The sequence below is a fragment of the Streptomyces sp. NPDC002669 genome (genome assembly GCF_042889165.1).
Lineage (GTDB): Bacteria > Actinomycetota > Actinomycetes > Streptomycetales > Streptomycetaceae > Streptomyces.
In genome coordinates this window covers 15,489-32,880 of sequence record NZ_JBIAQQ010000011.1, presented here as the reverse complement: position 1 = coordinate 32,880, position 17,392 = coordinate 15,489, and the positions used below count along the sequence as shown (strand labels likewise).

The window sequence follows — 17,392 nt, the reverse complement described above, 5'->3', positions numbered from 1 at the left end:
CCCGTCGGCCGTTCTCACCGGCCCCTCACCCGCTCCTCGGCACGGTGCGCGCCCGGCCCGCGTACCCCGTCCTACGCCGCCAGGTCCTTCTCGCCGACGCCGCCGCCCGTGCCCGGTCGCGGCTCGGGGATCCCGAACGTCCCGGCCCGCCCGGTGGCCGGGGCGATCTGCGTCTGCTTGCGCGAGCGCACCAGCCACCCGAAGCGCTCCACCCGCGCGACGGCCGTCACCAGCGGCGTCAGCAGCATCATCGCCAGCGGGGCCAGCAGCAGGGCGACGGCCGTGCCGAGCGCGAATCCGCCGATGACGTCGGTCGGGTAGTGGACGCCCATGTAGACCCGGCAGAAGCCCTCCGCCAGGGCCAGCCCGATCGCGGCGAGGCCGAACTTCCGGTTGGCCACGAAGAGCCCGACACCCAGGGCCATCGCCATCGTGGCGTGGTCGCTGACGAAGGAGAAGTCGGTCTTCCCCGTCACCAGGACGTCCAGCCCCTGGTGGTCCTTGAACGGGCGGGGGCGCTCCACGAATCCGCGGATCGGAATGTTGATCAGCAGCGCGATCCCGGCGGCGAGCGGTGCCCAGACGATCCCGGCGACCGCCGTCACCGAGTCGTCGGCCGTGCCCCGGCGGCGCACGCTCCACCAGCACCACAGGACCACCAGGACCATGCCGAGCATGATCCCGTACTCGCCGACGAACTCCATGACCCGGTCGAACCAGGTGGGAGCGGACTTCGCGAGTCCGTTGATGTCGTAGAGCAGGCTGACGTCGGGGTTCGACCCATCCACTGCGAGTCCAGCCATCTGAAGCGGCCCCTTGTCTTGTCTGCTGCCGCGGGCACACCCATGTACCCGCTCTGACGAACCCCCGTGTCGGTTCGACCACTGTGTGGATCACTGCTGCGTGGACCGGTGCTTCCGTCCGCTCCGCCCGGGCGGACCTCCCCGGTCGGCGTCGCGCGGTCGGTGCGCCGCCGGCCCGGTCCATCCAGGGAACGACGTCCTCCGCGCAGGCGTTCCTCTCTCCACCGAATGATCACCATGACGTTATCGAAGAGAGACTCATCACCGCAGCTCAGGGCCCAGGCTTCACGGAGAGTTCCGGCCATCGCCGCCGCCGCGTCATGCCCCGGGCCGGGCCTTCGGGAGGGCCGCGGCCCCGTCCTTGGTGACCCGTGTCGCCCCGAAGTAGTCGGGGGTGTCGATCTTGTCGAACCGGATCACGGCCCCGGTGTACGGAGCGTTGATCATGTACCCGCCTCCGACGTAGAGGCCCACGTGATGAATGGCCCGCGAGTTGGTCAGGTCCTCCGAGAAGAACACCAGGTCGCCCGGGAGCAGCTCGTCCCGCGAGGGGTGCGGCCCCGCGTTGTACTGGTCGTTCGCCACCCGGGGCAGTTCGATGTCGACGGTCCGGTACGCGGCCTGGGTCAGCCCCGAGCAGTCGAACCGCCCGTTCTGCTCGGGCGTGCCGTTCCCGCCCCAGAGGTACGGCGTGCCGAGCTTCTTCTGCGCGAAGTAGATCGCCCCGGCCGCCTGCTGCGAGGGCTGCACCCGCCCGACGGGCCGGGCGAAGCTCTTCTCCAGGGACCGGATGATGTCGACGTAGTTGCGCGTCTCCTCGATGTCCGGGACGCCGCCGGACCGGATCACCCGGTACGCGCCGGCGTTGTACGCGGCCAGCATGTTGTCCGTCGGGTCCCCCGGCACCTTCTTCACATAACCGGCGAGTTCGCAGTCGTACGAGGCGGCGGAGGGAATCGCGTCGGCCGGGTCCCACACGTCCCGGTCGCCGTCCTTGTCGCCGTCGATCCCGTGCCCGGCCCAGGTGCCCGGGATGAACTGGGCGATGCCCTGGGCGGCCGCGGGACTCTCCGCCCGCGGGTTCCAGCCGCTCTCCTGGTACAGCTGGGCGGCCAGCAGTGCCGGATTGATCGCGGGACAGAGGTTGCCCCACTTCTCCACCAGCGACTGGTACTTGGCGGGCACGGCCCCCTTCGCCAGCGCGACGGCCCCGCCGCCGGAACCCGCGAGCCCGGCGGCGGCGGAGTACGTACCGACGACGAGCAGGGCCACGAAGGACATGGCCACGCCCATACCGATGCCACCGACCACCCAGAATTTGCGCACCCCTCAACCATCCCCCATCGGGGACGGGTTCATGGGCGATTTCGACGGTGTGTACGAGTCGGCCGGGTCACAGGGGCCCCCGGCCCGCCGTTCCGGCGCACCGATGCCGCACCCAGGAGCACCGTCCCCCCGCCCGGGCGCACCTGACGGGCCTTCCGGTTCATGGGTCGTCATGAGCGGCGCACGGGTCGTCACGGCCGGCGCACGGGGAGGACGCAGGGGGCTCGGGGGCGGACCGGGCGGGCGCACGGCCCCGTGACAGCCCGATGCGCCGGGCGGGAGTTCGTCCCGCCCGGCGCATCGGATCGTTCGTCAGGCCGACCAGTGGTCGGAGCGGACGTTGGGACTCGGCAGGGGGTAGACCCCCTTGTACGCCGGCCCGTTCGGCTCGGACTTCGGCTCGGCGACCTTCGACTCCTTCACACAGGGAGTGTCCGCCTCGAAGAAGACCTGCCCCTTGGCGCGGACGCTCACGCTGATGCCGAAGCCGGTGTCCGTCTGCGCGTAGACCGCCGGGAACGTCTCGTCGACGTTCTTCGCCTTGATCCGGTAGCCGCTCTCGCGCCAGAACTTCTCGACCTGGTCCAGGAAGTCCTGGCGACGGTCCGCCGACACGATGGTCATGACGGTGCGCCTGCGCGTCACGTCACAACTGCCCTTCGTCGTCGGACCGTGCGCCCACTGCACCTCGGGGTCGATCTTCTTCAGCACGGCGTCGAGCATGCCGTCGGACGTCTCGGCGGCCTCCTGCATGTCCACGCTGTTCCCCTTGGTGCCGTTGTCCTTCCCGGTGCCCGTGACGCTCTTGGCCGCGCCGGTCCTGCCACTCGCACCCGACCCGGCCTGCTCGCTGCCACAACCGGCCAGCGCGAGGCCGACCACCAGCGCCACCGTCGCGATCTGGAACTTGCGCCTCATCGGTACTCCTCAATCTTGAGCCGGTCGGCGTGCCCCGACACGATAAGAGCGATGCTGTCCGCGGAGACGGCGTCCCGTGACGGGGTGAAGTAGTTGGAGTGCGAGTCGAAGCTCATGGGCTTGCCCGGGTCGACCGGGAACCGCCTGGCCCCGAACGCCTTGCTCGCCGGGTCCTTGCCGAACCAGAGGTCGTCGTCGCCCGGGTCGGCCAGATCCCCCGCGACGTAGGAGCCGGCCGGCCCACCCAGCACCATACCGATCGCGCCCACGACCACCTGCGTCTTGGACGGGAGCTTGGTCACCGGGTCGTTCTCCGCGGCACCCACGAAGACGTGCCCGGCGCCGACGCCCAGGTCAGCGGCGTTGTCCACGCCCACACCGGGGCTGCCGACCAGGATGATGTCGTCCACCCCCGGAATGCCGCCGGGGTGCTGGGTCGCGGCACCGACGGCGCGCGAGCCGTAGGAGTGCCCGATGGCCGTGATGTGCGGATCACCGGTCCGGTTGGTGGCGACGATGCCGCTCATGAACTCGTTGTAGGCCGCGCCGCCCTTCTCCGCCCGCTTGGTGCCCGCGACCGCCAGGCTCTGCAGCCCGTCCGGGGTCTGCGGCGCGTCGTACCCGAGCCAGATGATCGCGGCGCTGGACGGGTCGTAGCCCTGGGCGCCGATCGCCGTGTCACGGGCCCGCTTGAGGCCGCTCTTCGCGAACTCCTCGTCGAGGGACGTGTTCAGCCCCGGCACGTAGGCCGACACGTTCTTCGAGGTGTCGGGGTTGCCGTAGGAGACGATGGCCCGCCCGTTGCCCTCGTCCCCGATGCCGATGAGGTACATCGGAGGCTGGCTGCCCTCCTTGAGCTGCCGCTCGATCTCCCGCAGCCCGGCGAGCTTCTTCTGCGACTCCTTGTCGGTCTGCCCCTCCAGCTTCGAGATCAGGTTCGGCAGGTTCTTGCGGTTCGCCGCGTCCCGGTCCGCCGCCGGGATCCCGTCCATCATCCCGATCTTCTCCGGGAAGAGGTCCAGGTAGCGGTCGCGCTGCTCCTGGGTCATCCCGTTCCACCAGAACTCACGGGCGGCCGCGTTGGCGTTGGACGGGATGCGCTCCTCGAGGTACTGGCGCTCCGACTCCCCCACCGCGGCATCGACGCGCGTACCGGAACCGGGCATCCCGCTGAACGCGCCACCGCCCTTGCTCGCGTCCCACGCGGCGGCGATGAACTGGCCCTTGTCCCACTTGCCGCCGGCCTTCTTCGCGGCCTGGGAGTACTGGTCGACGACGCCCCTCACGGTGTCCACGGGGTGCGCGATCGTGTCGATCGCCCCGGTGATGTCGCCCATCAGGCCGTCGTCGCCGACGACGCCGGAGAGGAAACCACCGTCGGATTCGCCGGTGGAACCGCCGCCCGGCTCTTGTCTACCCGCGTCGACCTCTGTGGAAGAACCGGCGGTCCCCTCCGAACCACCGGTGCCCACGGAACCACTGGTGTCGCCGGAACCACCGGAGCCACCGGTCGAACCGGAGCCGCCGGAGCCCGAACCACCGGAGCCGGAGCCGCCGGAGCCCGAACCACCGGAGCCGGAGCCGCCGGTCGCGTCCGCGCCTCCGGAGCCGGAACCACCGGAGCCCGAACCGCCGGCGCCATTGCCTCCGGAGCCGTTGCCCCCGGACGAGCCCGAGCCACCGGTCACGGTCGCGCCCTCGGTCCCGGCACCGGATGTCGCGCCGTCACCGCCGCCACCGCCGCTCCCGTTCCCTTCACCGGCGACCACGTCGCCGCCGGGCGGCGCACAGGCGCTTCCGGTCAGCTGGCAGATGGCGTTCCGGATCTCGCCGTTCAGCTGGCCGCCGATCCCCGTGGCCACGAGCCCGCCGATGAGGGCCACGACCACGAGGATCATGCCCAGGTACTCCATCGCGGTCTGACCGGTGTCACGACGCCACTTGGCCATCCGCACGAAGCTGAACTGCCGCCGCTCGGCCCGCTGTTCGGGGGCGAGCCGGAACCAGGCACGCGACCGGGCCCGGGACAGCAGGACGATGACGACGACGGGCAGCACCAGCTGCGTCACGCCCCGGCCGTTCTCCGCGTCGTTCAGCGTCGCCAGCGCCCCGAGGAGGAGCCAGCCGTGCACGGCGACGAGCCCGCGCCGGACCCAGACCCCGCCGGTCCGCAGATAGAACGACAGCACGAATCCTGTGATGCCGGGCAGAGACGCGTACAGCACCATGCCCAGCAGCCGACCGTCCACCGCATCGATCGACGAGGCCACGGTCAGCGCGTCGAACGCGCCGACGACCGTGACGACGAAGAGCAATCGGACGAGAATCAGCACCGCTTGCAAGGAGCGCGACAGCGACTGTCTGCCCGGAGGGACCTCGGCGGTGCCGGTGTCGGCACCACCCTGTACCGTTAATACTCGTATGCCAGACACGGCGGGTCTCCCCAGCTTGTAAATGGGCGCAGCGACAGTTCTCCCCCTGGTATCGGTATGCGACCACACCTGACCAGGGCACGGCATGGGCCCCAGGACCCAATGCCGGACTCAACGTCCTTGCCCGACCCCTCCCGTACCGCCACCGACCAGCCCGTTACGGGTCATTGGGGGCGCCCCGCACCCTCCTCAGCCGTACGTCCTCGGGTCCTCCGCGGCGAGGCGTCGCAGTGCGGCGGAGGCCCGGTCCTCGGGTGAGGTGCCGTCAACCGGGATGCGCCACATGCGCTGTCGCCAGGAGTCCTCCTCCCGGCCCCGTCCGGTGTCCCGTCCCTGGCCGGTGTCCGGTTCCACGCGGTACATGAGAGAGATGTCGGTGCAGTCCCGGTCGCGGTAACTGTCGCTGATCCAGTGCAGTCGCGCGTCCCAGCGGGTGAGCAGGTCCGGCCGGTCGCGCAGACCGGCGGCGATCAGCCGGGCGGTCCGGTAGGCCGGCGAGGCCCATGAGTGGTCGTTCTCGGCCCGGGCGACCTCCGCGTCGTACGCGGCGGCGTCGAAGCGGCGCTCGGGCAGCTCGGGCGAGTCCCACCGGGCCGGAAGGCGCCAGTCGGACCAGACGACCTGGTCCCCGTCCCTGCGGATGGTGACGTACAGCGCCCCGCAACAGCCCTCGGCGCAGTACGCCTCGGCGAGCTGCACCTCCCGGGGCTCGTCCGCGGCCCGCAGGAGGCCGCCGTCGAGCAGGTGGGTAGGGCAGTTGGCGGGCCCCCGGCCGAACACTTCCGGCACCAGGGGGCGCCCGTCGACCAGGATGCGCGTCTCGGTGCCGCCCCAGTCCCCGGGATCGATCTCGGTGCACTCGAACCGCAGCCGTTCCTCCGGCCCGGTGACCCGCCGGAACGGCTGCCGTGCCGTCCGCCTGATCCAGTCCACCCGCCAACGGCGCTCGGCGGCCGCCTCATCGGACTCCGGGTCCGGTCCGGGGCCCCGGCCTTCCTCGGGGTCGCCCTCGGACACGACGGCCTTCCATCCGGGCCGGTTCAGTGCGGATTCCAGCGCGTCCAGCAACGCCTCGCGCCGGCCGGGCGCCCAGTCGAGTATCCGGCTCGGTCCGCTGTGCAGTTCGAGGGCGACGGACAGCAGGAGCGCGTAATGGTCGACGCCGGGCGGCAGTTCGGCGGCGTGCGCGACGAACGCCTCGTACGCGTCCATCGCTCCCGGGTAGTGGAGGATCTCGGCCCGGTCGTCGCACGCGCTCGCTGTCCAGAGCAGCAACTGTCCGGTCCAGGCAAGCAGTTCGGTGGCCGGCGGGTCATCCGGCAGTCGTCGCGCCCGAAGGACGTCGACGAGCCGGGTGGCTTCGAGGATCCTGCGGACACGCGTGGTCCCGCTGCTCCGCATGCCCCGGGGAAGGGCCACCAGGCATCGCAGGACGGCGTCCGCGTCGCCCGCCACCAGGGCGTCGACCAGCCGGCGTTCCTCGGGCCCCTCGGTGTAGTGGCCCAGCCAGACCAGGGCCGCCGTGGGCCGGTCGATGCCGTCGAGCGCCAGGACGGCGAGTCCGACCAGGTCCCGCAGCTGTCCGAGGACCTTCAGATACGGCACGTCCTCCGGCTCGCCGAAGCGGGCGAGGAGTGCGAGGCCGACGCAGACGGGCAGGGGGGCGGTTCCGGTACGCACCAGGCAACGGCCGAGCGCACGGGCCCGGACCTCGTCGTCGATGGCCGCCCGGGAGACCACGTACTGGACATGACCGCCACGGGCCCTCAGTTCGCGAAGGCCCCGGTGGATCTCTTCGGCGGCCCGTGCGACGTCGCCCCGACCCGAACGGATCTTGTCCGGACCCGCGTCGTCCGAGGGCGTCAGCCAGGGGTTCAGTACGGCTTCCAGGGCCTCGCAGGTCTCGGACCACCCGGTTCTCTTCCCGGTGGGTTCCGGCTGGGGCGGAAGTTCGTACCCCCTTGCGGGGAGCCTGCCGCCGGGCTCTCCGCGATGGAGGCGCAGGGCGTAGGCGTACAGCGAGGGCCGGGGGACGAGCGCGCTGCGCTCTTCCTGGGCGCTCAACGGGCGGAGTGGGTCTCGATTCCTTGAGTCATGCGCGAAGCCTGGCAGGCCCCCCGGCCCCGCGCCACCGGTTTTCACCACCCACCCGCAGCGGACGGCCGGAACCCGGCGGTACGGCCTGTCCGAAACCGACCGGGAAAGCGACCGCGAAGACGTCAGCAGGACGTCAGTGAGACGTCAGCAGAACGTGAGCGACCCACAGGAAGCTTTAGTTGTCAAGAGGTCAGAGAGAGCGGCTAGCCGCAGGATCCGGGCCTTGTCTCACACTCGTCCTGGGAGAATTTCCATGCGTACGCTCCGCACCCGCAAGAACACCGCCGCTCTCGGTGTCGTCACCGCCGTGCTCGCCCTGGCCCTCACCGCCTGCAACGGGGACGACGGCACGCAGTCCGCCGGCACGGCGGACGCCGGCGCCTCGGCCTCCGCCTCCACGGGCTCCGAGGGCACCTCGAAGACCGAGGGCGCCTCGAAGGGCACGGGCTCCGAGGGCACCTCGAAGACCGGCGGCAGCGCGCAGAACACCGGCTCCTCGAAGGAGACGGGCACGTCCGGCGGCAGCGCCGCGAGCGGCGGCGGCGGCAACACCAGCGACAGCTACGCCTACAAGCACCCGTGCAAGATCGGCGACCTGTCGATCCGCGTGTACCCCCGCGAGGGCTCGGACACCCAGCAGGTGATCGAGGTCAACAACACCGGTGCGAACTCCTGTGGTCTGAGCTACTTCCCGCAGGTCAGCCTGGGTGCCCAGAACGCCTCGGACCACAGCGGCGACATCAAGCCGGCGGTTCCCGGCGGGCTGGGCGGCGCCCCGGCGTACGCGGTCAAGCCCAAGACGGCCGCCATCGCGGTGCTCGACTTCAACCCGAGCGGCGAGAACGGTGTGACCTGGGTCAATGAGATGAGCGTGCTGGTCGACGGCGAGAACATGTCCAACGCCGACACCCAGAACTTCCCGCTCCCCCCGGGCGCCAAGGTCGACAGCCCGAAGCTGGGCCTGTACCAGAGCACGATCGCCGAGGCCGTCAGCTCCATGGAGTCCGCGGGCTGATCACACCCCGTCGAACCGGGACGTACGGCGGAGGGGCGGGGCACGCCACCCCTGCCCCGCCCCTCCGCCGTACGTCCCTCTCCGTCCCCCGGCGTCGAGGGCCCGGACCCGCCATTGCGGTGGATCCGGGCCCTCGGCGTCGTTCACGGTGCAGGGCCACCGCCGGGGCACGCCCGGACCGGGGTTCCCGTCACTTGGGCGGCAGCTGTATCGCGCCGTGGATGGAGTAGTGGTCGGACAGTCCGACATAGGTCTGCACCGAGCACGCGGCGAACGTGTAGGGGCTGAAGATGTAGTCGATCTTCTCGCCGTCCTTGGTGTCGTCGCCGTCGTAGACGCCGTTCTTCTCGTCGCACTCCTGGTACCGGTCGTACATCGGCGTCAGCACGCCGAAGCCCCGGGCGGGCGGGCTCACGTTCAGGTCGCCGCCGAAGACCGGCCGGTAGCCGCCCTGGTCGGCCTTCTCCATGAGCATCGCGGCCTGCTTCGGCTGCCATTCGCGCTTGGGGTCGTCCCAGTCCTTGCCGCCGGTGCTGAAGTGCGCGGAGCAGTACATGGCGGCCTGGGAGGGAACGCTCGCGCAGATCGCCGCACGCTGCTCCGCCTTGCGGGTCACGCCCTTGTTGTTCACGTACGTCTCCGGGGACGGCAGCTCGTACGCCTGGTACCAGGAGTTCTCGTCGGGCACCGCGATGGCGACGCCGTACGCCCCGCGGTCGTACCCGTCGGCGTCCATGCACTCCTTGTGCGCCTTCAGACCGGTCCCGTCGACGTTGTAGGTGACCGGCGCGAAGCGCACGTCCCACTGGTAGGGGCCCTTGTCCTCCAGCGCCAGTTCGACCGGCTTGGCGTGCTTCTCGCAGAACTCCTGGAAGAAGATCACGTCCGGGTAGGACGCGGCCTTCTCGATACGGTCGTTGATGCCCGCGGCGAGGGCGTCCTTGCCGATCGGCTTTCCGCCGTTGCACGGGCTGTCCGTGTTGATGTTGCCGCAGACGTTCCAGGACATGACCTGCGCCGTGGACGAGGCGGCCGGTCCGGCGACCGGCGGTACGGCTGCCCCGGAATCCTTCACGCCCTCCTGGATCCCGGCCGCACCGGCCTTCTCCAGGGTGAACCGCTCCCACGAGCCCACCGTCTTGGAACGGGCCCGCAGGAGCCCGTAGTCGCTCCCGGTGTCGTTCACCTCCGCGGAGACGTACATGTCCTCCGCCTGCCCCAGCAACGCGTACTTCCCGTCACCCTTCGGTACGAGGGTGAACCGCTCCCAGCTGCCGATGTTCGCACCACGGGCCCGCAGCATCCCGTCGTGGGTCCCGCCGTCCTCGATCTCGGTGCTGGCGAAGTAACCGCTGGCCTCGAACCTCAGGCTGACGGTCCTGCCCTCGTCATCGGTGTGCAGCGTGAACCGCTCCCAGGCGCCCGGCTCGTCGCTCCGGGCGCGCAGTTTGGCCCACTGGTTTCCGGTGTCATTGATCTCGGTGGAGACGTACTTGCCGGTGGCCTCCGACTTCAGGACCCACTTCTGGCCGGCGGACTTGGCGATCGCCTCGGTGTCCGCGGCCGACGCCGCGGGCGCGAACGCCACCGTCACACTCAATATCGCCGCGAACGCGGCAGCCCAGCTCAGTATTCGACGGAACAACTTCCCCTGCTTTCTTCTTCTGTTGCTTGTGAGCGGTTCAGGATCATTCCACGCGGGTTTCCCGGCTTCCTTCTTTCCTCACCCCTGCTGTTCCTTCGCCGCGCATTCCACCCAGAGCAGTTTTCCGCCCTGCCCGGGCAGCCCGGTCCGCATGAGATAGGCGCCCCAGCGTTCCGCGTAAAGGGTGACGAGATACAGGCCCCGGCCGCGTTCGGCCAGTTCGTCCGGGGCCGGGATGCCCCGGTGGAAGGGGGCGGGAATGTACGGGTCGGTGTCCCACACGCTCAGCCGGACCCGGCTGCGCCCGGCATCGCGCAGGCGCAGGGAGTACGGGCCCGAGGAGTACAGGTAGGCATTGGTGACCAGCTCGCTCGCCAACAGTTCGGCGGTCTCGGTCAGTTCGCGCATGCCGTGCACGCGGAGGACGTTGCGCAGGGTGGCACGGGCGACGCCGGGGGCGCGGGGATCCTGCGGGAGTTGGAGTGTGTACGTCCAGGGCGGGGATACCGTGGCACTGGCCATGGAAGTCTCCATTCACGGAGGGGGGTTGAAGGTTGCGCTTCGGATTGCCCGGTGACGAGATCGCTCCGTCGAGCGGGGTGCTTCCGGGCCGGTGGCCTGAGACCGAGACTAGAGTCAGGCAAGGATTGTTTGCACCAGTTGACCGGAATCCTTGAGCTGAACCACTCGTGTGAGTGACAGCCCACCTCAGCTGTATTCCAGGGAGAGTTCGAGATGGCAGGCAGGTCCGCCCTCACCGCACGCCGCGCCCGGCTCGGCGCCGAGCTGCGCAAGCTGCGGGAACGCGCCGGAATGACCACCACTCAGGCCGCCGCCCTCCTCGGTACGAGCTCGGGACAGCTCAGCAACATAGAAGTGGCGCGCTTCGGCGTGAGTGCCGAACGCGTACGGATCGCGGCCCACACGTACTCCTGCACCGACCAAGCGCTGATCGAGGCACTCGTTGCCATGACCAGCGACCGCAGACGCGGCTGGTGGGAGGAGTACCGGGAGATCCTGCCCTCCACACTGCTCGACCTGGCCGAGATCGAGCACCACGGCACCGGCCTGGACGCGGCACACAGCATCCACATTCCCGGTCTGCTCCAGACCGTCGACCACGCCCGGGAGATCTACCGGCAGGCCGTTCCCGAGTTGCCGCCGCCGGACATCGAGCACCGCGTCTCCTACCGCATCAAGCGCCAGGAAGTGCTCTACCGGGAAAACCCCGCCCCCTACCGCGCCGTCATCCACGAGGCCGCCCTGCGCATGGCATTCGGCGGACCGGACATCGCACGGCGTCAGCTCCGGCACCTGCTCGAACTGAGCGAACTGCCGCACGCGACCATCCGGGTCATCCCTTTCGAAGCCACGTACTACCCGGGCTCGGGACAGTCCGTGTACTACGTGCACGGGCCGGTGCCCGCACTCGACACCGCGCAACTCGACCAGTCCCACGGGCCCGTGTTCATCGACGCGGAAGCCCAGCTGGCCCAGTACCGCCTGCTGCTCGAACGGCTTGATGCCGCAGCCCTGAACGTCGAGCAGTCCCGAGAACTCATCCACAAGGTCGCCCAGGGCCTGTGAAAGGAGCCGAGATGTCCGCGTACGCCTGGCAGAAGTCGTCCTACTGCGCACAGGGCGAGGCATGCATACACGTGGCCGCGACCGCCCCCGGGGCGGTCGGGCTCACCGAGTCCGGCGATCCCGCCGGGACGGTGCTCCGCACCACGCCCGCCGCCTGGGCCGCCCTCGTACGCGCCGTCAAGGAGGGCCTTCCCCGTGACTGACGCCCCCGGCCCCGGCAGCCCCGACATCGTCCGCGACCTGTGAAGGAACCCGAGATGTCCTCTCCCGCCTGGCAGAAGTCGTCCTACTGCGCACAGGGCAACTCCTGCATACACGTGGCCGCGACCGCCCCCGACACGGTCGGACTCACCGAATCCGGCGACCCCGCCGGGACGGTGCTCCGCACCACGCCCGCCGCCTGGGCCGCCCTCGTACGCGCCGTCAAGGAGGGCCTTCCCCGTGGCTGACGCCCCCGGCCCCGGCAGCCCCGACGGCCTCACCTGGGTCCGGGCCGCGCCCGAGGACGCGGAGGGGGCCGGGCCCTGGATCGAGATCGCCTTCGGGCCGGACGGGCTCGTCCTCCTCCGGGAGACCGGCGACCCCGCCACCGTCGTCACGACCACCCGGGCCAAGTGGGAGGCGTTCGCCAAGGGGGTCGTGGCCGGTGAGTTCGACCACTTCGCCGAACCCGTCGACGGGGACGGGGCGGCAACGAGGAGCTGAATCCGGTGCGGTGGCCGGTGGGATGGGTAGCGTTCGGGGGCATGGAAGTCACCCGACATGGGGCGAGGTGGGGGCGCTGAGCGGGATAGTGATCTATCTGCCGCAGAGGAGCGGTGCCGTCGGAGGAGCGCCGTGCGGCGACCCGGTGACGTTGCGGCTCGGTCCGGGGGAGACGGCGCGCTTCGGGCGCGGCTCCGCGACGATCCCGGTCGAACTGCGCCTGGACGACGAGGCCATCTCACGGCTGGCCGGTGAGATCCGGGTGACGGACGACCACTGGCAGCTCAGCAACCACAGCACGACCCAGAGCTACCTGGTGGAGAACCCGGAGGGGGCCGGGGAGTACCTGCGGGTCCCGCCCCGCCGGGCCGGCGCCCCGATCCCCTTCGAGTTCTCCCGGGTCGTGCTGCCCACCCGCCGCGACACCACCGTCGCCTTCCAGGTGTTCGCCCCCGACCACGTCTACCTGGACCCCGACGGCCCGGCGGGCCCGTGGGACGGCCGCACCGTCATGGCGTACTCCCTGGACGAGACGGCCCTGTACTTCCTGGTCCTGGTCGCGCTCTGCGAACCTCGACTGCGCGACGAGTCGCCGGTCGCGGTCCCGACCACCCCGCAGATCGTCGAACGGCTCCGGGGGCACTCCGCATGCGGCCGGTTGCGGGCCCGGGCGGTCAGCTCGCACATCGACTACCTCGCCGAGGAGAAGATGCGGATCAGCGCCCCGGCCGGAAACGGACCGGGAGGGGCGCGCCGCAACGGGAAACGGGAGGCGCTCGTCGGGATCGCGCTGCGGTTCGGACTCGTACGGGAGGAGCACCTGGCACTGCTCCCGCCCCGGGCCGCCACTCACACCCGGTAGCAAGGAAAACAGCCCAAGTTGCCTTGCACTACCGGCAGTTGGGTCGTTGACCCGCGAAACGCTGCGGGCTCCCGGGGCGCTGCGGCAGGATCACGAGGAGCCGCGGGCCCACGAAACCCCGCGGGCCCACCGCGTGCGGCGGCACGCACCGGTGCGGGCGGGGGACCGGAGGCGGAAACGGTGCATGCGCGGGGCGACACATCGGGAAGCGACCACACGGAGCCGCTCCCGCGCGGCTACCGGGTCGGCTGCTGGGAGGTCACCGAGCCCATCGCGTCCGGCGGCTGGGCGACGGTCTACGCGGGTCGACCCGTCGAGGAACCGGCCGACGGGCCGGTGGACGGGCCGGTGGACGGGCCGGCCGAGGAACCGGCCGAGGTCGCGCTCAAGTTCCTGCCGACCGCGGGACTCGCGCCGCGCCAGGCCCGCAAGGTCGCGGAGACCGCCCGGCGCGAGGTCGAACTCGGCCACCGGGCCGGGCATCCGGGGCTGATCCGCCTGCTGGACTCCGTCGTGATCAGCGATCCCGGCCGGGCGTTCCTGGACGGGGCGATCGTGCTGGTGATGGAGCGGGCCGAGCGCAGCCTGCGGGAGGTGTTCGACGCCGGAGTCGCGGAGGCGGACGTGGCCCGGCTGTTCGCCGGGATCTGCGAGGGCCTGGCCCACCTGCACCGCAGCGGCTGGGTGCACGGCGACCTCAAGCCGGAGAACATCCTGCTGATGGCCGACGGCACGCCCCGGCTGTCCGACTTCGGCCTCGCCACCGAACTGACCGGCACCGACGGCACCCACGGGTACGCGCCGCCGATGGGCACCCCGGACTACCTCCCGCCCGAACGCTGGCGGGCCCCGCTCGGCGAACACGGCGTGGAGGTCCGGCCCAGCGCCGACGTCTGGGCCCTGGGCATCATGATCCACGAGGTGTTCGCGTCCGGCGCCTCGCCGTTCCCCGGCGCGACGCCGACGGCGCGCGGCGCGGCGGTCCAGGAGTACGCCGCCGGGCGCGCGCCGCTGCGGATCGACAGCGCGCTGCCGCCGTTCTGGCGCGCCCTGGCCATCGACTGCCTGGCCCCGACCCACGCCGAACGCGCCGCGCACAGCGCCGAGAGCATCCTGGCGCGCATCACCGCACGACCACCGTCGCCGTCGTTATCGCCGTCGTCGCCGTCGTCCTCACCCCGTCCGGCACGTATGCCCCGCCCGGCACGTCGCCGCCGGTGGTTCCGCGCCGCGCCCGTGGCCGTAGCGGTGTGCGCGGTGGCCGCGACGGTCTGGTCGCACGCCGTCGGCGGCCCCGTACCGGACGCGCTCGGCGAACCGGCGGGGCGGCTGCGGGTGTTCAACGCCGACGACGACTGCCGGGGCCGTACCGACCGGAGACCGCAGTGCAGCCTCGGCCTGGCCATCGACCCCCTCCGGCCGTACACCATCGACAACGTCGTCCCGACCCGGGTGTGGCACGGCGACGTCCTCGCCGTCTACTGCCGCCTCACCCGGGGGACGCCCATCATCGACGAGTCCGACGCGAGTTCCACCCAGTGGTACCGGGTGCGGCTGCCGGCCGGGTCCGACCGCACCTCGGCCTGGCTGCCCGCCGTGCGCACGACGGACCACCCCCGGGTGCCCGACTGCGCGCCGCCGAAGTCGCCCGGACCGCCCGTGCGGTGAGTGTCGGCGCCCACGCCGTGGGCTGTCACTCCGGATCGTTCCGGATGTGCCGGACGGCCGCCCCGTGACTACCTTGCGGACCGCCGGCCGACGGGCCGCACAAGGCCGTTCCGACGCGAAGGAGCAGACACGTGCGTGGCTCGACCGAACGACGACGACGCCTGATGCGGAGATCAACGGTCCTGCTGATCACCGTGGCCATGTCCGGCCTCGGCAACCCGGCGGCGTTCGCGCAGGGCGCGGGCGACGTACCGGGCCCCCTCGGGAACTCCGCCCCGGCCGAACTCTTCTGCGACATCCCGGCGAACCGGGACATCGCGGTGACCCGCAAGGTGTACGAGGTCGGGCAGCGCCGCGGCGTGTCCGCCAAGGTGATGCTCGCCGGATTCGAGACGGGCTGGGTCGAGTCCCGCATGAACAACCTGGCCTGCGGGGACCGGGACTCGCTCGGCGTCTTCCAGCAGCGGCCCTCGATGGGCTGGTGCCAACCCGCCCAGTGCCTCGACGTCGACTACGCGGCGAACAAGTTCTTCGAGGTGGCCCAGCAGATGGAGCCCCGCTGGGCCACCGCGGGCGAGCTGGCCCAGGCCGTCCAGCGCTCCGCGTATCCGGAGCGCTACGGCCAGGCGGAGGGCTACGCCCGGGAGCTGATGGCCGAGGCGTTCCGGCCGTACGGCACGATCGGCGCGAAGTACACCGCCCTGGGCGGCAGCGGCGGACCGCTCGGCGCACCGGTCCGCGCCGAGGAGAACTCCTCGCTCGGCGGACGCTTCCAGCTCTTCCGCAACGGGATCATCATCTGGCACCCGGACGTGGCCCACGCGGTCCACGGCGACATCCTGCAGAAGTTCTGGGACACGGACGCGGAACGCCGCTGGGGATTCCCCACCATGGACGAGGCGGACGCCGCACCGGCGCCGGACGGCACCCGGGGCCGCTACCAGTTCTTCGAACGCGGCCTGTTCCTCTGGTCCCCGCAGACCGGCACCCACCCCGTGCACGGCGCGATCTACGACGCCTTCCACGCCGCCGGGCACGAGGCCGCCCTCGGCTACCCCCTCACCGACGAGACCGACGAGGCGGGCGGCGGCAAGGCACAGAAGTTCCAGAAGGCCACCATCCACTGGCACCCCGACAGGGGCACCTGGATCACCGACAACTGACCCCCGTTTCCCCCACTCCCCCGCCACCCCCTACCAGGAGGTCATCTTGAGCGAGCACCGCCCCACCCGCAGAAGTGTCCTGAAGACCGTTGGCGGGCTCTCCGCCGCGGCGGCCCTCGGCGGGGCCGGCGTCCTCGGGACCGCGACCGCAGCCCAGGCGGCGGGAGACGGCTTCGGGCTGCGCATCGTGGACCGCAACGAGAGCAACAGCCGCATGTGGTACTACCGCTTCCAGACCGACGCGATCGGCTGGAACCCGGGCGTCAACGTCCTGCTCCCCGACGGCTACCACACCAGCGGACGCACCTACCCCGTCCTCTACCTCTTCCACGGCGGCGGCACCGACCAGGACTTCATCACCTTCGACCGCATGGGCATCCGGGACTGGACCGCGGGCAAGCCGATCATCGTCGTGATGCCCGACGGCGGCCACGCGGGCTGGTACTCCAACCCGGTCAGCTCCAATGTCGGCCCCCGCAACTGGGAGACGTTCCACATCGCCCAGCTGCTCCCGTGGATCGACGCCAACTTCCGTACGTACGCCGAGTACAACGGCCGTGCCGTCTCCGGTTTCTCGATGGGCGGCTTCGGCGCGCTGAAGTACGCGGCCAAGTACTACGGCCACTTCGCCTCGGTCAGCGCGCACTCCGGACCGGCCAGCCTGCGCCGCGACTTCGGCCTGGTCGCCCACTGGGCCAACGTGTCCTCCGCCGCCATCGAACTGGGCGGCGGCACGGTCTACGGCGTACCGCTGTGGGACGAGGCCCGGGTCAGCGCCGACAACCCGGTCCAGCGCATCGAGAGCTACCGCAACAAGCGGGTCTTCATGGTCGCCGGCACCAGCCCCGACCCGATCAACTGGTTCGACACGGCCAACGAGACCCAGGTCCTGGCCGGTCAGCGGGAGTTCCGCAGCCTGCTGGGCAAGGCGAACATCCCGCACGAGTGGCACGAGGTGCCCGGCGGCCACTTCGTCCGCCCCGACCTGTTCAAGCGCGACCTCGACGGCATCGTCGCCCGGCTCCGCAAGGCGTAGGCACGACCGACGGACAACGGGCCGACGGGCCGACGGATCGGCGGACCGGTGGACCGGTAGGCCCACGAACCGGCGGACCGGCAGATCGGCGGACCGGTGGGCGACGTGGAAAACCCGTCGCCCACCGGTTCGTTG

At 71.0% G+C, this 17,392-nt stretch carries 16 protein-coding genes; 9 read left to right on the top strand and 7 right to left on the bottom strand.

Going from position 1 to position 17,392, the window contains the following annotated elements:
• Positions 1-71: 71 nt before the first annotated feature.
• The 5 genes from ACFYW1_RS18200 to ACFYW1_RS18180 form a co-directional block, all read right to left on the bottom strand.
• Positions 72-803, bottom strand: coding sequence for a phosphatase PAP2 family protein (locus tag ACFYW1_RS18200; protein WP_388993476.1), 732 nt, complete (start codon positions 801-803; stop codon positions 72-74).
• Positions 804-1,121: 318 nt separating this feature from the next.
• On the bottom strand, positions 1,122-2,114 hold the full coding sequence (locus tag ACFYW1_RS18195) for an NlpC/P60 family protein (RefSeq protein WP_388993982.1): 993 nt from the start codon (positions 2,112-2,114) through the stop codon (positions 1,122-1,124).
• A gap of 327 nt (positions 2,115-2,441) precedes the next feature.
• Entirely contained in the window at positions 2,442-3,047 is a 606-nt protein-coding gene (locus ACFYW1_RS18190) for a hypothetical protein (protein ID WP_388993473.1), read from the bottom strand.
• On the bottom strand, positions 3,044-5,380 hold the full coding sequence (locus ACFYW1_RS18185) for an alpha/beta hydrolase (RefSeq protein WP_388993470.1): 2,337 nt from the start codon (positions 5,378-5,380) through the stop codon (positions 3,044-3,046). Before ACFYW1_RS18185 ends, ACFYW1_RS18190 begins: the two co-directional genes overlap by 4 nt.
• A 288-nt stretch (positions 5,381-5,668) precedes the next feature.
• Entirely contained in the window at positions 5,669-7,543 is a 1,875-nt protein-coding gene (locus ACFYW1_RS18180; RefSeq protein WP_388993467.1) for a hypothetical protein, read from the bottom strand.
• Between the two features lie 286 nt (positions 7,544-7,829).
• Between ACFYW1_RS18180 and ACFYW1_RS18175 the strand changes: the two genes are divergently transcribed.
• Entirely contained in the window at positions 7,830-8,591 is a 762-nt protein-coding gene (locus tag ACFYW1_RS18175; RefSeq protein ID WP_388993464.1) for a DUF4232 domain-containing protein, read from the top strand.
• Between the two features lie 190 nt (positions 8,592-8,781).
• On the opposite strand, the gene ACFYW1_RS18170 is transcribed toward ACFYW1_RS18175, so the two are convergent.
• Positions 8,782-10,179, bottom strand: coding sequence for an endonuclease/exonuclease/phosphatase family protein (locus ACFYW1_RS18170; RefSeq protein ID WP_388993461.1), 1,398 nt, complete (start codon positions 10,177-10,179; stop codon positions 8,782-8,784).
• Between the two features lie 135 nt (positions 10,180-10,314).
• The gene (locus ACFYW1_RS18165; RefSeq protein ID WP_388993458.1) at positions 10,315-10,758 is read right to left on the bottom strand and encodes an ATP-binding protein; all 444 of its coding nucleotides are present in this window, start codon (positions 10,756-10,758) and stop codon (positions 10,315-10,317) included.
• Positions 10,759-10,971: 213 nt separating this feature from the next.
• On the opposite strand from ACFYW1_RS18165, the gene ACFYW1_RS18160 reads away from it, so the two are divergent.
• From ACFYW1_RS18160 to ACFYW1_RS18125, 8 genes are all read left to right on the top strand, one after another.
• Entirely contained in the window at positions 10,972-11,823 is an 852-nt protein-coding gene (locus ACFYW1_RS18160) for a Scr1 family TA system antitoxin-like transcriptional regulator (RefSeq protein ID WP_388993455.1), read from the top strand.
• An 11-nt stretch (positions 11,824-11,834) separates the two neighbouring features.
• Positions 11,835-12,026, top strand: coding sequence for a DUF397 domain-containing protein (locus tag ACFYW1_RS18155; protein WP_388993452.1), 192 nt, complete (start codon positions 11,835-11,837; stop codon positions 12,024-12,026).
• 54 nt (positions 12,027-12,080) lie between these two features.
• Positions 12,081-12,272 (top strand): DUF397 domain-containing protein, encoded by a 192-nt coding sequence (locus ACFYW1_RS18150; RefSeq protein ID WP_388993449.1) that lies wholly within the window; start codon positions 12,081-12,083, stop codon positions 12,270-12,272.
• Positions 12,265-12,528: a DUF397 domain-containing protein gene (locus ACFYW1_RS18145; protein WP_388993446.1), complete on the top strand. Its 264-nt coding sequence runs from the start codon at positions 12,265-12,267 to the stop codon at positions 12,526-12,528. The genes ACFYW1_RS18150 and ACFYW1_RS18145 overlap by 8 nt, the downstream gene beginning before the upstream one ends.
• Positions 12,529-12,604: 76 nt before the next feature.
• Positions 12,605-13,390, top strand: a complete 786-nt coding sequence (locus ACFYW1_RS18140; protein ID WP_388993979.1) for a serine/threonine protein kinase — start codon at positions 12,605-12,607, stop codon at positions 13,388-13,390.
• A gap of 180 nt (positions 13,391-13,570) precedes the next feature.
• Positions 13,571-15,058 carry a serine/threonine-protein kinase gene (locus ACFYW1_RS18135; RefSeq protein WP_388993443.1) on the top strand — a complete coding sequence of 496 codons (1,488 nt, stop codon included), beginning with the start codon at positions 13,571-13,573 and terminating at the stop codon, positions 15,056-15,058.
• A gap of 200 nt (positions 15,059-15,258) precedes the next feature.
• Positions 15,259-16,221, top strand: coding sequence for an LGFP repeat-containing protein (locus tag ACFYW1_RS18130; protein ID WP_388993976.1), 963 nt, complete (start codon positions 15,259-15,261; stop codon positions 16,219-16,221).
• Positions 16,222-16,267: 46 nt separating this feature from the next.
• Positions 16,268-17,257 carry an alpha/beta hydrolase gene (locus tag ACFYW1_RS18125; RefSeq protein WP_388993439.1) on the top strand — a complete coding sequence of 330 codons (990 nt, stop codon included), beginning with the start codon at positions 16,268-16,270 and terminating at the stop codon, positions 17,255-17,257.
• The last annotated feature ends 135 nt before the right edge of the window (positions 17,258-17,392 follow it).

Excerpts from the sequence above, each read along its gene's own strand:
- ACFYW1_RS18200 (WP_388993476.1), bottom strand. The coding sequence starts at position 803 with ATGGCTGGACTCGCAGTGGATGGGTCGAACCCCGACGTCAGCCTGCTC.
- ACFYW1_RS18190 (WP_388993473.1), bottom strand. The coding sequence starts at position 3,047 with ATGAGGCGCAAGTTCCAGATCGCGACGGTGGCGCTGGTGGTCGGCCTC.
- ACFYW1_RS18175 (WP_388993464.1), top strand. The coding sequence starts at position 7,830 with ATGCGTACGCTCCGCACCCGCAAGAACACCGCCGCTCTCGGTGTCGTC.
- ACFYW1_RS18165 (WP_388993458.1), bottom strand. The coding sequence starts at position 10,758 with ATGGCCAGTGCCACGGTATCCCCGCCCTGGACGTACACACTCCAACTC.
- ACFYW1_RS18160 (WP_388993455.1), top strand. The coding sequence starts at position 10,972 with ATGGCAGGCAGGTCCGCCCTCACCGCACGCCGCGCCCGGCTCGGCGCC.
- ACFYW1_RS18155 (WP_388993452.1), top strand. The coding sequence starts at position 11,835 with ATGTCCGCGTACGCCTGGCAGAAGTCGTCCTACTGCGCACAGGGCGAG.
- ACFYW1_RS18150 (WP_388993449.1), top strand. The coding sequence starts at position 12,081 with ATGTCCTCTCCCGCCTGGCAGAAGTCGTCCTACTGCGCACAGGGCAAC.
- ACFYW1_RS18130 (WP_388993976.1), top strand. The coding sequence starts at position 15,259 with ATGTCCGGCCTCGGCAACCCGGCGGCGTTCGCGCAGGGCGCGGGCGAC.